13 protein-coding genes, 1 tRNA gene and 1 rRNA gene are annotated in these 13,472 nt (G+C 62.7%); 11 read left to right on the forward strand and 4 right to left on the reverse strand.

Annotation, left to right across the window (positions count from 1 at the left end; translation table 11 throughout):
• Positions 1 to 27: 27 nt before the first annotated feature.
• Positions 28 to 144, forward strand: a 5S ribosomal RNA gene (gene rrf / locus JCM17207_RS06215).
• 82 nt (positions 145 to 226) lie between these two features.
• Positions 227 to 1,354, forward strand: coding sequence for a glycosyltransferase family 4 protein (locus JCM17207_RS06220; RefSeq protein ID WP_238316758.1), 1,128 nt, complete (start codon positions 227 to 229; stop codon positions 1,352 to 1,354).
• A gap of 161 nt (positions 1,355 to 1,515) precedes the next feature.
• Here the strand turns inward: JCM17207_RS06220 and fba are convergent, their stop codons facing one another.
• Positions 1,516 to 2,379, reverse strand: coding sequence for a class II fructose-1,6-bisphosphate aldolase (gene fba / locus JCM17207_RS06225; protein ID WP_238316759.1), 864 nt, complete (start codon positions 2,377 to 2,379; stop codon positions 1,516 to 1,518).
• A gap of 107 nt (positions 2,380 to 2,486) precedes the next feature.
• A complete protein-coding gene (locus JCM17207_RS06230) occupies positions 2,487 to 3,359 on the reverse strand; it encodes a DNA-3-methyladenine glycosylase family protein (RefSeq protein WP_238316760.1) in 873 nt (290 codons plus the stop codon).
• 110 nt (positions 3,360 to 3,469) lie between these two features.
• Here JCM17207_RS06230 and JCM17207_RS06235 point away from each other — a divergent pair, with 110 nt between their 5' ends.
• The 4 genes from JCM17207_RS06235 to rbr all read left to right on the forward strand — a co-directional run bounded on the left by JCM17207_RS06235 (position 3,470) and on the right by rbr (position 7,936).
• On the forward strand, positions 3,470 to 3,688 hold the full coding sequence (locus tag JCM17207_RS06235) for a hypothetical protein (RefSeq protein ID WP_238316761.1): 219 nt from the start codon (positions 3,470 to 3,472) through the stop codon (positions 3,686 to 3,688).
• Between the two features lie 141 nt (positions 3,689 to 3,829).
• Complete coding sequence (rlmB, locus tag JCM17207_RS06240) at positions 3,830 to 4,642, forward strand: 23S rRNA (guanosine(2251)-2'-O)-methyltransferase RlmB (protein ID WP_238316762.1); 813 nt, start codon at positions 3,830 to 3,832, stop codon at positions 4,640 to 4,642.
• A 36-nt stretch (positions 4,643 to 4,678) separates the two neighbouring features.
• The gene (locus JCM17207_RS06245) at positions 4,679 to 7,213 is read left to right on the forward strand and encodes an HAD family hydrolase (protein WP_238316763.1); all 2,535 of its coding nucleotides are present in this window, start codon (positions 4,679 to 4,681) and stop codon (positions 7,211 to 7,213) included.
• 183 nt (positions 7,214 to 7,396) lie between these two features.
• Entirely contained in the window at positions 7,397 to 7,936 is a 540-nt protein-coding gene (rbr, locus tag JCM17207_RS06250; RefSeq protein WP_273494141.1) for a rubrerythrin, read from the forward strand.
• A gap of 101 nt (positions 7,937 to 8,037) precedes the next feature.
• Here the strand turns inward: rbr and JCM17207_RS06255 are convergent, their stop codons facing one another.
• Positions 8,038 to 8,343: a DUF6465 family protein gene (locus tag JCM17207_RS06255; RefSeq protein WP_238316764.1), complete on the reverse strand. Its 306-nt coding sequence runs from the start codon at positions 8,341 to 8,343 to the stop codon at positions 8,038 to 8,040.
• Between the two features lie 367 nt (positions 8,344 to 8,710).
• Between JCM17207_RS06255 and JCM17207_RS06260 the strand changes: the two genes are divergently transcribed.
• The 3 genes from JCM17207_RS06260 to JCM17207_RS06270 all read left to right on the forward strand — a co-directional run bounded on the left by JCM17207_RS06260 (position 8,711) and on the right by JCM17207_RS06270 (position 10,469).
• Positions 8,711 to 8,797 (forward strand) — tRNA-Leu (locus tag JCM17207_RS06260).
• A gap of 332 nt (positions 8,798 to 9,129) precedes the next feature.
• Positions 9,130 to 9,891: an ABC transporter permease gene (locus JCM17207_RS06265; RefSeq protein ID WP_238316765.1), complete on the forward strand. Its 762-nt coding sequence runs from the start codon at positions 9,130 to 9,132 to the stop codon at positions 9,889 to 9,891.
• Positions 9,888 to 10,469 carry an ABC transporter ATP-binding protein gene (locus JCM17207_RS06270; RefSeq protein WP_238316766.1) on the forward strand — a complete coding sequence of 194 codons (582 nt, stop codon included), beginning with the start codon at positions 9,888 to 9,890 and terminating at the stop codon, positions 10,467 to 10,469. The genes JCM17207_RS06265 and JCM17207_RS06270 overlap by 4 nt, the downstream gene beginning before the upstream one ends.
• Here the strand turns inward: JCM17207_RS06270 and hemW are convergent.
• Positions 10,466 to 11,548, reverse strand: coding sequence for a radical SAM family heme chaperone HemW (hemW, locus tag JCM17207_RS06275; protein WP_238316767.1), 1,083 nt, complete (start codon positions 11,546 to 11,548; stop codon positions 10,466 to 10,468). The two genes, JCM17207_RS06270 and hemW, sit on opposite strands and share 4 nt — an antisense overlap.
• Positions 11,549 to 11,662: 114 nt before the next feature.
• Between hemW and JCM17207_RS06280 the strand changes: the two genes are divergently transcribed.
• Together JCM17207_RS06280 and JCM17207_RS06285 are read left to right on the forward strand one after the other, a co-directional pair.
• Positions 11,663 to 12,364: a Bax inhibitor-1/YccA family protein gene (locus JCM17207_RS06280; protein ID WP_238316768.1), complete on the forward strand. Its 702-nt coding sequence runs from the start codon at positions 11,663 to 11,665 to the stop codon at positions 12,362 to 12,364.
• A gap of 187 nt (positions 12,365 to 12,551) precedes the next feature.
• On the forward strand, positions 12,552 to 13,337 hold the full coding sequence (locus JCM17207_RS06285) for a M23 family metallopeptidase (protein ID WP_238316769.1): 786 nt from the start codon (positions 12,552 to 12,554) through the stop codon (positions 13,335 to 13,337).
• Positions 13,338 to 13,472 lie beyond the last annotated feature (135 nt).

Raw genomic sequence — 13,472 nt, forward strand, 5'->3', positions numbered from 1 at the left:
AAGCGCTGAGGTAACTCAGTAAATATGGCCGGTGTCGATGACGGTGAGGACCCACCTGTTCCCATTCCGAACACAGAAGTTAAGCTCACTTGTGCCGACGATAGTTAGCTGGAAACGGCTTGTGAAAATAGGTAGTCGCCGGCTTCTCTTGAAAACTCCTGGAGCGTGTGCTCCGGGAGTTTTTTGTTTTTGATCGGTATGCAAGGGCAGAGGGGAGAAAAACGCAATGAAAGTTCTGTTTACAGCGACCGTTGTTAAAACCCACATCATGCAGTTTCATATTCCCTACCTCAAGATGTTCCAGGAAATGGGGTGGGAGACCGCCGTGGCCGCCCGGAACGATTACGAGAACCCGGCCGACTGTGTCATCCCCTATTGCGATGTGTACTATGACATCAAGTTTGAGCGAAACCCCCTGAATCCCAAAAACCTGGAGGCATATCGGGAGCTGAAACGGATTCTGGACGAGGGGGAATATGACCTGGTCCACTGCCACACCCCAGTGGGCGGGATGCTGACCCGTCTGGCGGCAGGTTCCGCCCGAAAAAAAGGCAGCAAAATCTTTTACACCGCCCATGGGTTCCACTTTTATCAAGGGGCGCCGCTGCTGAACTGGCTGGTCTATTACCCGCTGGAGCGCTGGATGGCCCGGAAAACCGACGTCCTTATCACCATCAACCAGGAAGATTACCAGCGGGCAAAACACTTCCCGGCAAAACAGGTGGTCTATATCCCGGGAGTAGGGGTGGATTTGCAGCGTTTTGCTCCGGACCGGGCCGCACGCCTCGCCAAGCGGAAGGAATTGGGGCTGGGGGAGGAGGAATTCGCCCTGCTTTCGGTGGGGGAACTGATCCCCCGGAAAAACCATGCCCTGGTGCTGGAAGCCCTGGCCCGGCTCCGGCAGGAGGGAAAACTGGAAAAGATCCGGTATCTGATCTGCGGCCGGGGAAAAATCGAGGCGGAGCTGCGGCAAAAGGCAGAAGCTCTGGGGGTGGCAAATCGGGTTGCCTTTCTGGGATATCGAAAGGACGTTCCCCAGCTCTGCAACGCCTGCGACCTGTTCGTCTTTATGTCCTTGCAGGAGGGGCTGCCGGTGGCGCTGATGGAGGCGATGGCCTGCGGTCTGCCGGTGGTCTGCTCCCGGATCCGGGGGAACACCGACCTGGTGGAAAGCGGGGTCAACGGCGAAATTTTGGACAGCACGCCGGAGGCTCTGGCGGAGTCCATCCAGCGGCTGCGCCTTGACCCGGTGCGCCGGGAACGATACGCCGCCAGCGCGGGCCACACCGTCCAGGCCTACGACCTGCAAAATGTGCAGGAACAGATGAAAAAGGTCTATCTGGAAAATCTATAAATCCAAAACCCCTGGAGAACTTCTGCCCCAGGGGTTTGCTGTGTCGAAATATTCTAAATCAAACAGAAAGCAGCCCCCCTGGCCAAAGCCAGAGGGGCTGCTGTTTTAAAAGCTTTTTGCTCGGCTTTTTCTCGAAAAAGCCGAAGACTCAGGCGGAGAGATTAGCCCTTGCCGGCGCAGCCGAACAGCTCAATCTTCTCCTTGCACTTGGCCTCGATGGCCTTGGCGCCGGGAGCCAGCAGCTTGCGGGGGTCGAAGCCCTTGCCCTGCTGATCCTTGCCCTCTTCGATGTACTTGCGGGTAGCCTCAGCGAAGACCAGCTGGCACTCGGTGTTGATGTTGATCTTGGAGACGCCCAGGCTGATGGCCTTGGCGATCATCTCGTCGGGGATGCCGGTGCCGCCGTGCAGAACCAGAGGAATGTTGTTGGTAGCCTTGTGGATGCGGTCCAGAGCCTCGAAGTCCAGGCCCTTCCAGTTGGCGGGGTAGACGCCGTGGATGTTGCCGATGCCGGCAGCCAGGAAGTCAATGCCCAGAGCGGTGATCTTTGCGCACTCCTCGGGGTCAGCGATCTCGCCGGTGCCCACAACGCCGTCCTCGACGCCGCCGATGGAACCAACCTCGGCCTCGATGGACATGCCCTTGGAGTGAGCCAGCTCCACCAGCTCCTTGGTCTTGGCCACGTTCTCCTCGATGGAGTAGTGGCTGCCGTCGAACATGATGGAAGAGAAGCCGGCCTCGATGCAGGCCATGCAGCCCTCGTAAGAGCCGTGGTCCAGGTGCAGGGCAACGGGAACGGTGATGCCCATGGACTCCACCATAGCCTTGACCATGGCGGCGACGGTCTTGTAGCCGGTCATGTACTTGCCGGCGCCCTCAGAGACACCCAGGATGACGGGGCTCTTCATCTCCTCGCAGGCAGTCAGGACAGCCTTGGTCCACTCCAGGTTGTTGATGTTGAACTGAGGCACACCGTAGTGGCCGTCACGAGCTTTCAAAAGCATTTCGGTTGCATTTACCAACATTCTATTTACCTCCATAATCGTCTGACGCGGCGAGGATTTTTCCGCCGCACATGTACGAAATAAGTATAACCCAAACGAAGGTCAAAATCAATCCACAGCCAGGGTTTTCAGGGCTTTTTTATCCCGGTTTCGGGGCAAAGACTGGTGCGGGCCCAGGCGAAGATATATTGCTGGGCAATTCCCGCGCAATTTCCCGTCCGCCGGTTGAGATAGGCGGCGGGGTCTTTGACCCGGGCGGTAAAGAGGGCCCGGTCCGCCCGCTTGATCCAGACGTCGATGGGGTAGGCGTCCCACCGGCCCAAGCCATAGAGCAGGGTGCAGTCCGCCACCTTGGGGCCCACCCCCTTACATTCCATCAGAATTTCTTTGGCCCGGGCCAGGGGCAAAGCCCGCAGGGCTTCGGGGTCCAGCTGGCCCTCCGTCACCCGACGGGCCGCGTCCAGGATGTATTCTACCCGCCACCCGGCCCGGAGATAGGCCAGCTCCTCGGGGGCACAGGCCGCCAGCCGCTCCGGGGTGGGGAAGGCGTAGTACGGCCCCCCGGGCCCCGGCAGAGCCTCGCCCAGCCCCTCACAGAGACGGGAGACAATCCCCTTGATCCGGGGGATGTTGTTGTTCTGGCTGATCAGAAAGGTCACCAGGGCCTCGAAAAAAGGCTGGCGCAGCACCCGAATCCCCGGGGCGGCGGCGATGCACTCCTTCAGGCCCTTGTGGGCGGCGGACATCTGCTCCAACAGGGCCGGGTAGTTCAGGTCCAGGGCGAAATACTCCCGCCAGAACGCCGGCTCGGCCTCGGGCAGGGGGCCCGCCAGCCCGGTGAGCTCCAGCGCTCCCTCCGTCGATTGACGGGCCCGGACCGCCCGGCCAGCCACCACGCCCACCCAGCCGCCGGAGACGATCTCCGGGGCCCAGCGGAAGCACTGGCCACAGTCCAGGGTCTGGGCCAAATCCAGCCCGTTTGTCTGCGAAATCAACAGCATAAGTCCCTCCAGGAAGTGTTTTCAACATTATATCACATTCAGCAAATTGATGTGGGCGTTTGTTGCAAATCCGGCCAGAATCCGGCGGAAAAAACTGTCAAAATCCCAACTTGAAAATTACAAAGCGTATGTTGGCGGGGAAGATTGGAAAAAGCCAGCCGGTGGAAAACTCGGTGGAAAGTGTGGAATTCCACACGGAAAACAGGCTCATAGAGTGGACTTTTTCACTTTTTCCACGGGGTTTTCCACATGTTGAAAATAAAAAGGGCTGTTTACAGCTTGTATATCGCCCCAATGTGGAAAACTTTTGGGCAGGGCAAAACAGATGAATCGCCCGGGCGGCAGCGGCCAAAACTCCAGCCAGCGGGCAGATGGGCGTTTATGAAAAATGTGCATTTCTATGGCAATATGGGAGGGGTTATGTTATAATTGCCATATATAACCATTGTTTTGTTAGGTTGGAGGAAAAGATGGAAGATACAAGACCCAGCCGCGGCCGACGCCGCCCGGAGGACCCCGCCCAGAAGACCGCCGAGAGCCTGGTTTACGGCAAAAATCCGGTGGCCGAGCTGCTCAAGAGCGGCGCCGGGGTGGATACCGTGCTCCTGGCCGAGGGGATGGCCCCCGCCGTCGCGGCTTATTATACAGCGCTGGCCAAGGAGGCCGGCGCCACCGTCAAACGGGTACATCCGAACAAGCTGCGCATGATGACCGGCACCGAGAGCCACCAGGGAGTGGCCGCCTTTGCCAGCGAGATCGCCTACGCCACGGTGGAAGATTTGCTGGAGGCCGCCCGGGCCAAGGGCGAGCCGCCTTTTTTGGTGCTGAGCGACGGCATCGAGGACCCCCACAACCTGGGGGCGGTGATGCGCAGCGCCCTTTTGTGCGGCGCCCACGGCATGGTGATCCCCAAGCGCGGGGGCGCCTCGGTGACCCCCACCGTGATTAAATCCAGCGCCGGCGCCGCCGAGCGTCTGCCGGTGGCCCGGGTGGCCAACATCGGCGAGACCATCCGCCGGCTGAAGGACCAGGGCGTTTTTGTCTACTGCGCCGATATGGACGGCGTTTCCCTGCGGAAAAACAACCTCACCGGGCCCATCGCCCTGGTATTGGGCAGCGAGGGCAGCGGTGTTTCCCAGCTGGTGAAAAAGCTCTGCGACGGGGTGGTGCGGCTGGATATGGCCGCCCCCGGTACCGGCGTGGACAGCTACAACGTCTCGGTAGCGGCTGGGATTATCCTCTATGAGATCCAGGCCCAGCGCGGGGCGCTGGGGGAGAAATAACCGAAGCTGTGGGCTTCGACAGTGGGAGGGACAAGGATGCCGAGAGATACAGATTCCCGGACCGACACCTGGAACGCGGCCGGGCAGGAAGAAAATGAGAAGTTCCGCACCTTTTTCAGCAACAGTGTGGCGCAGATCCCCAAAAACATGACTGAGCCCATACCGGAGAAAAAGGGCGGGTTCCTGGCCCGGCTGTTCGGAACGAAAAAACGAGAAGAGGACTGGGACGACGAGCCCACCCTGGAACAGACCATCGCCCCCGAGACGGGGGAGATCTTCCTGGAGGAGATGGAGCAGGAGGCCCCTCCGGCCCCGGCGGAACCCATCCGCCTGGCCCCCCAGGCGGACCCGGAACCCCAGCCCGAGCCCCGGGAAGAAAAGCGCTATACCATCCCGGAGGAAGAAAAACGGGCCCCGGGCTATACCCGCGGCGCAGCCCGCCACGCAGCTAAAAAGCCCGCCCGGAAAGGGCCGGGGCTGCGGCTCTTCGGCAGCGGCGAGGATGAGAACACCTCTCCCTCGCCGGTGACCGGGTCCAGCCGGACCGACGGGGAGGACACCATGAGCCTGGATCTCTTTGAGCCCGGGCAGGAGGAGATGGACCAGCCCCTGGAAACCCCGGCGGCGGTGACCTTCCCCCAGAGCGCGGCCCAGACGGAGACCCGGCCGGAGCCCGCCCCCGCGGCAAAGCCCGCCGAGGCCCCGGCGGAAAAACCGGCGGAAACCTCCGCCCCGGAGGCCCCGCAGGAAGGGGAGAAATCCGCAGAGCCGGCGACCCAGACCCGGGAACCGGCGGCGGCCCCGGAGGAGGCCCGCCACGCCCGCTCCAAGCTGAGCGGACCGGACGAGGAGGAGCCCGAGACCCCCGAGGAGATCGGGGAGAGCCTCCACCGTCTCTGCGCCAGCTTGAGTCTGCGGTGCGGCCTCAGCGGTGTGCTGGCGGCGGCCCTGCTGGGGGTCGGATTGATCGGCGAGGGCCTGCTGCCCGCGCTGCCCGGCCTGGACCCGGTGGGAGCGCCGGTGCCCTTTATGGGGGCCAACCTGCTTTTGCTTCTGGCGGCCATGGCCGTCTCCTTTAACGTCCTGCGGGATGGTTTGTGGGGGCTTTTGGATGAGCCCTCTCTGGACGCCATGCCCGCTCTGGCCACGGTGGGCGCTCTGGTACAGGCCCTGGTGGCCGTGATGAACGCCGAGGCCTACCAGGGCGAGGGGCTCAAATTGATGAGCGGGGTGGCCGCCCTGCTGCTCTTCCTGGCCACATTGGGCGAGCGGCTGATGGCCGCCTCGGTGCGGGACGGCTTCGAGCTGATGGACTGCGGCGTGGATCACCAGGGGGCCTACCGGGCCGCCGATAAAGATCTGGTCCGCACCCTGGCCGAAGGGCTGGAAGAGCCCGACCCCTGGATTCTCCTGAGTCGCCCCATCCGCTGGACGGCCCGGTTCATTGAACAGAGCTTCAGCCCCCGGGCCAGCGAGCGGAGCGCCCAAAAGACCGCCCGGCTGCTCTTGGTGGGCGGGCTGCTGGGGGCCGGCCTGATGCTGGTCACCGGCCGGGGCCTGAACGCCGCCGTGGCCGCTCTGGCGGCCATCCTCTGCCTGGGCGCGCCCCTCTCGGCCACCCTGATTGCCGGTCTGGCCAGCCTGCGGATGCAGCGCACCGCCGGGGCGGTGGGGGCCGTGATCCCCGGCTGGGCCTCGGTGGAAGAGCTGGGCGGGGTGGACACCATCCAGGTGGACGCCAGCGAGCTCTTCACCCCCGAGAGCGCCCAGCTGAAGGACATCCGCATCTTCAAGGGCGGCCGGATTGACAAGGCCATCCTCTATGCGGCCAGCACCTTCAACCAGGGGTGTAACACCCTGAACACCCTCTTCCGGGAGATCATCGAGAACCGCACCGATATCCTGCTGCCGGTCAAAGACCTGGTGCAGCGGCCGGGGCTGGGCTTCTCGGGCTGGTGCGACAACAACCAGATTCTCATCGGCACCCGGGAACTGATGGAGCAGGAGGGGGTCCCCCTGCCGGAGAAGGAATACGAGGAGAAAAACTCCAACCACGGGGAGTACCAGCTGCTCTACCTGGCGGTGTCCGGCAACCTCCACGCCATGTTTGTCCTCCACTACATCGGCGGGCGGAATGTGGCCCGGAGCCTCAGCGCCCTGCGGCGGGAGAACATCCGGCTGCTGGTCACCTGCCAGGACCCCTCCCTCACCGCGGAGAAGATCGAGGCGGCCTATCACCTGCCCGAGGGGATGGTCACCATCCTGAACGCCGCCCAGACCGAAGCCCTGGCCCCGGCCCTGGCTTATGTGACGGACGGCCCCTGCTGCATGGTCCACCTGAAAGGCTTTGCCAGCCTGGTGGGGGGCCTGCGGGCCGCTGAGCGGGCCCAGAACGGCGAGAACTTCGGCACCGCCATCCAGAAAGTGTCGGTCTGGTTCTCCCTGGTGATCGGGCTGCTCTTGGCCTATGCGGGCAGCATCGGCGGTCTTTCCCTGGCGGTGGTGCTGATGTACCAGGCCGCCTGGAGCGGGCTGAGCATCGCCGCAGCCGCTATGAAGCAGAACGGCTGATGGGTCAGAATGTGTTCAAATTGTGATAAATGAGAAAAATTCCTAAAAATTCCAAAATACGGGGAAAAACCTCTTGAAAAACCGGGCCAAATCCGGTATGCTGGGAGCAGAAGCAGCCCATGCTGGGCATGGGTGCGAAATAGAGAGTAACCAACCCAAATCTGAAAGGAGCGACAGGGTATTATGGAACTGAAAGGCAGCAAGACCGAGAAAAACCTGATGGAGGCTTTTGCAGGCGAGAGCATGGCCCGCAACAAGTACACCTATTTTGCCAGCAAAGCCAAGAAGGAAGGCTTTGTCCAGATGAGCCAGATCTTTGAGGAGACGGCCAACAACGAGAAGGAGCACGCCAAGATCTGGTTCAAGCTGCTGTGCGGCGGCGCAGTGCCCGATACCGCAGGCTGCCTGGCCATGGCCGCCGGCGGCGAGCACGACGAGTGGACCGAGATGTACCCCCGGATGGCCCAGGAGGCCAAGGAGGAGGGCTTCGACGAGATCGCAAAGCTCTTCACCATGGTGGCCGCCATCGAGAAGGACCACGAGGAGCGTTACCGCGCCCTGGCCGAGAATCTGGCCAAGAGCCAGGTCTTTGCCCGTGAGGAGCAGCAGGTCTGGCAGTGCTCCAACTGCGGCTACACCGTGGTGGCAAAGTCCGCCCCCAAGGAGTGCCCCGTCTGCGCACACCCCCAGAGCTACTTCCAGCTGAAGGTCAAGAACTACTAATCGTTTTTTGACAAGGCTCAACTAAGCGCAAAAAAACCCCCGGCGCCCTGAGCGGTTTGGACCGCAGGCGCCGGGGGTTTTGGTTTTGGGTGGGGATGGGATTACAGATCCAGTTTGCCGGTGACCTTGTTGACCACATAGTAGGCCACGCCTTCCTCCGGCTTGATATAGATTTTGCAGGACTGCACCCCGACTTTGTGGGTGGCGCGGTAATCTGCCTTGGCGCGCTCCACGATATCGGTGACGTTGTACTGGTGGGATGCGGTCTCGACGTAAATTTCGGGCGAGAGGGGCGGGCGGCCGCGGCGGGCAGAAGGCTTGCCGGCCTTTTTGGCGGCTTTCTGCTCAGCAGCGGGCGTTTCCGGGGCGGGCGCTTCCACAGACGCAACGGTCTTTTTCTCAGACATATCCATCTACCTTCCTTTATTTCAAAGTTGCCTGTGCAGGGGGTGCCCCGCACAAGAGGCTGTCTCGGGCGAAAACAAAAACACTCCCCTTATATAATAATTTTTTATTCATCATTTGTAAAGTTCTTTTTTCAAAACTTTGAGGGGAAAAAACAAGAAATAAGTCCATAAATTCGGCCCCGCGCCGCCCCGGCGGGGGCTGCCCCCGAAAAACCGCCCCCGGATCGGTGGCCGCCGGGCACAAATGCGGGGGCAAAATCCGGGGGTAATGGGGGCCGGGTTTGGCCGGGCCGGGGGCTTTTGGCCCGGGAAAAAGATTGCCGCTTGATTTTGGGCCGGGAATACGGTATAATATACCGTGCAATACGCCGGTGTGTCGGAATGGCAGACGAGGGGGACTCAAAATCCCTTGTGCTAATAACACGTGTGGGTTCGACCCCCACCACCGGCACCAAAAAAGACAAGCTCCGTTTGGGGCTTGTCTTTTTTCATTTATATCCAGTTGACTTTTTTCAGGAGCCGACCCGCCGGGAAAAGCGAAAAAACAAAGGTCAATCCGGCACTAGTAACCTCGGCCCGGGCCGGGGGTTTTTACCCGGTTTGGGGGTGGTTTCTCCCGGCGGGGCGGGGCGGCGGCGCCGGGGGCTAAAACTGGCCCAAATACCCGGGGCCCGGGGGGCCCGCATTGGCCCGGTTAAAACCGGGGCCCCCGCCCTTTACACCGCCGCGCCGGATGCGGTATACTAAAACCCAAAACAAGACCCAAAAACCAAAGGAGGGGTGCGGATGAAACGCAGCTGGGCCGCCCGGGCCGGGGCGCTCGTGTTCTGGCTGGGGGTGTGGCAGGCCGCCGCCATGGCCATCGGGCAGGAGGTCTTTTTGGTGTCGCCCCTGCGGGCCCTGGCCACCCTGGCGGGGCTTTTGCCCACCGCGGATTTCTGGGGCCGGGTGGCCTTCAGCAGCGGGCGGATTCTCTTGGGCTTTCTGTTGGGGGCGGTGTCCAGCGTTCTGCTGGCCGCGGCGGCCCACCGTCTAAGCTGGGTGGAGCTGCTGCTCGCGCCGGTGATGCAGCTGGTCAAAGCCACCCCGGTGGCCAGTTTCATTATTTTAGCCCTGGTCTGGGTGCGGGGGTCGAGCCTCTCCACCCTGATCGGCTTTCTGATGGTGCTGCCCGTCCTCTATGGGGCGGTGCAGACCGGCATCCGGAGCGCCGACCCCCAGCTGTTGGAGATGGCCCAGGTCTTCCGGCTGCCGGTGGGGCGGCGGCTGCGGGCCATCTGGCTGCCCGCCGTCCTGCCCGCCTTCCGCCAGGGGTGCAGCGTGGCCCTGGGCATCTGCTGGAAAAGCGGCGTCGCCGCCGAGGTCATCGGCCTGCCCAATGGCAGCATCGGCGACGCCCTCTACCGGGCCAAGATCACCCTTTCCACCGGGGAGCTCTTCGCCTGGACCTTCGTGATTATCTGCCTCAGCGCCGCCTTTGAAAAACTCTTTCTGGCGGGGCTGGACCGGGCCGTGGCCCGGGTGACCCGGGGGGAGGAGCTGTCATGAGCCTGCGTGTGGAGGGGCTCTCCAAAACATTCGGAGAGAAACCCCTGTTTCAAAACCTGACCTTTGAGGCGGCGGGCCCGGCGGTGCTCTGGGCTCCCAGCGGCTGGGGCAAAACCACCCTGCTGCGGATCTTGATGGGCCTCGAAACCCCGGACGCCGGCCATGTAACCGGGGTGGGCCGGGTGGGGGCGGTCTTTCAGGAGGACCGGCTCTGCCCCCAGCTCACCGCCCCCGAGAACGTGGCCCTGGTTCTGCCCGAGGGCAGGGGAGCGGGCCCGGCCCTGGCGGCAGATTTCGCCCGGCTGGGGATGGGCCCCGACGCCCTGAACCTGCCCGCGGGGCGGCTGTCCGGCGGGCAGAAGCGGCGGGCGGCCCTTTTGCGGGCCCTCTGGGCCGAGGCCGACACCCTGCTTTTGGACGAGCCCTTTACCGGGCTGGACCCCGCCGCCCGGGAAGAGGCGGCGGCCCTTCTGCGGGAAAAATGCGCCGGCCGGCCCACCCTGCTGGCCACCCACGACCAGCAGGCCATCCAGGCCCTGGGCTGGCCGGTGCTGGAACTGGCAAAGCTCTGCGATTAAATCAGCTCCACCAAAATACTGTTCTGGACGATCATCCCGGCGGGGGTGAGGGCCAGGGTCTCGCCGTTAAACCGGGCGTACCCCTGGCGGGCGCACTGGTCAAGAAAGGCCCGCTGCCGGGGGGTGAACTCCTTGCCGAACCGGCGCTTGTACTCCGCCAGGTTCAGCCCATGGCGCAGCCGAAGCTGGAGGATCAGATAATCCTCGGCCCCGCAGACCCCGTCCTCCACCGGGGGCGTGTCTCCCCGGAGGAAGGCCTCGGTGTCCGCCGGGTAGTAAAACCGCCGCCCCCCTACGCAGGAGTGGGCCGCCGGGCCCAGGCCCAGATAGTCCCCGCAGTCCCAGTAGATGAGGTTGTGGCGGCCCTCCTGGCCCGGGCGGGCAAAGTTGGAGATTTCGTACTGACGATAGCCGTGGGCTTCCAGCTGTTCCACCCCGTAGAGGTAGAAGTCGGCGGCCTGGTCGGCGGTGGGCAGCCCCTCGGGGGGCTTGCGGCCGAAGGCCGAGTCCGGCTCGATCTTCAAAAGATAGGCGGAGATGTGGTTTGCGCCCCCTTCTTCCAGCAAAGCCAGGGTATCATCGAACTCGGCCTGTGTATAATAAGGGAGAGCCATCATAATATCCCCGTTGATCCGCTCGAACCCCGCCCGGACTGCATCGGCCAGAGCTTGGCGGGCCTGGCGGGCGGTGTGGGGGCGGCCCAGACGGCGGAGCTGGTCGTCCCGGGCGGACTGGACCCCGAAGGAGATCCGGTTGACCCCCGCGGCCCGGTAGGCCGACAGGGTATTGTAGTCCACCGTCTCGGGGTTTGCCTCCAGGGTGATTTCCGCCCCGGGGGCGGGCTGGGCGGCCTCGATCAGCCGGGCCACCGCCGCCGGGTCCAACAGGCTGGGGGTGCCCCCGCCGAAATAAATGGTGTCGGGGCGCAGGGGCTCGCCCCCGGTGTGGCGGGCCAGCTCCCGCAGAAGGGCGTCCGTATACTCGGGAGGAACCCCCCGGGCCCCCGGCCGGGAGTAAAAGTCACAGTACCGGCACTTGGAAAAACAGTAGGGAATATGCAAATATAACCCAAATGGCATAAAGAGATCACGGCCTTTTCATGATTCGTTCATTTCTATGTAGTATACTATGACTCAGAAACCGGCGCAAGGCTCACACCCCTCGGCCGGGAATTGCAATAGGAGGATTCGACTATGGATTACAACAACTACGATCGCGGCTATGCGGAACCCGCCATGACCGCTGCCGATTATATGTCCCGTACCTACCGCTGGATGGCCTGCGGTCTGGTGCTCACCTTTGCCACCGCCTTTGTGACGGCCACGTCCTACACCATGCTCTCCCTGGTCAGCTCCCTTTACCTGGTCCTGACCATCGCCGAGCTGGCCCTGGTCTTTACCCTCAGCGCGCGGGTGCAGAAGATGTCCATCGGCACCGCCCGGGCCCTCTTCCTGGCCTACTCGGTGCTCAACGGCATGGTCCTGAGCTTCTACTTCCTGGCCTTCTCGGTGGGCACTCTGGTGATGGCCTTCCTGAGCTCGGCGGTCTACTTCGGCCTGATGGCCGTCTATGGCCGCACCACCAACCGGGATCTCACCGGCTGGGGCCCCAAGCTGATGCTGGGCCTCATCGCCCTGATGATTACCAGCCTGATCGGCGGCCTGTTCGGCTTCGGGTTCGGCGGCAGTTTGCTGTACAGCGGCATCGGCCTGGTGGTCTTTATGCTGCTGACCGCTTACGACACCCAGAAGCTGCACCAGGTGTACGCCTACTACGCTTATGACAGCGAGATGGCCGAGCGGGCTTCCATCTACGGCGCCCTGACCCTCTATCTCGACTTCATCAACATCTTCCTGTTTGTGGTCCGCCTGATGGGCAGCCGCAGCCGGGACTAAACTTTAAAGACCCACCAGCGCCGCCGGGCCAGCCCCGGCGGCGCTTCTTTTGTGCCGGTTTGCTCCCCCGGATAACCCTAAAGAAAAACCCCCGCCCCGTGAATAAACCCGCCGCCGCTGCTGCAAACTAAGGGCAGACAAAAACTCGTACACAGAAAACGACGGAAAGGGATTGGAGAATCAAACAATGGAGCATATCAGAAACTTTCTGCGGGGCAAGGGCTTTGTTCTGGCCCTGGTGGCCTGCATTCTGGCGGCGGCTGCCGTGGGGGTCTGGGCGGTGCGCACCATCCGCAATGAGATGGAACAGGATCTGAAAAACCAGCAGACCGAGATCATCCCCGGGCAGGAGACCGCCCCCGGCATCGACGAAGGAATGGAAATGGAGGAGGACACATGGCAGCAGGAAACCGCCGACGCGGCCAAAAATGTAGAGGGGGTGCCCGAGGAGGATGCAAAATCCAGCCCGAAACCCTCTTCCTCCTCTTCTGGTGCGTCGTCTGGGTCTGGTACGGTGCTCGAACCCTCCGAGCTGCAAACCGAATCGCCCGCTGCCAGCGTGTCAGTAAAGCCTGCCTACACGCAGCCCGTCTCGGGTCAGGCGCTGGCCGTTTTCAGCGGCGATGACCTGGTGTACAACGAGACCCTGGGCGACTGGCGCACCCACAACGGCGTGGACTACGCCTGCAAGGAGAGCGAAGAGGTCCTCGCCCCGGTCTGCGGCACGGTGGAGATGGTGACCACCGACGGCAACTGGGGCCCGGTGGTGGTGCTGAAAGACGGCGAGGGCCGGCTGTGGCGGCTCTGCGGGGTGGATGACCCCGCCGTCCAGGAGGGCGACGCCGTCACCACCGGCGACAAACTGGGCCAGGCGGGGAGCATCCCCTGTGAGAGCGTGCTCAAGAGCCATATCCACCTGGAGGTGCTGGACGGGGACAAGTATCTGGACCCGGTGAGCATCCTCAAGGGCTGATGCGAAACTGAAACCCCAACGGACGGACGGCAGCGCGGACCCCGCGCCCGGCCGCCCGTTTTTGTTTTTTGCCGCAGGAGCCAGGTTTTTCCGACTCTTGGGCGGAACCGTGGATTGCTTTTGGACGGAGATTCT

The sequence above is a fragment of the Faecalibacterium gallinarum genome, assembly GCF_022180365.1.
Taxonomy (GTDB): Bacteria; Bacillota; Clostridia; order Oscillospirales; family Ruminococcaceae; genus Faecalibacterium; species Faecalibacterium gallinarum.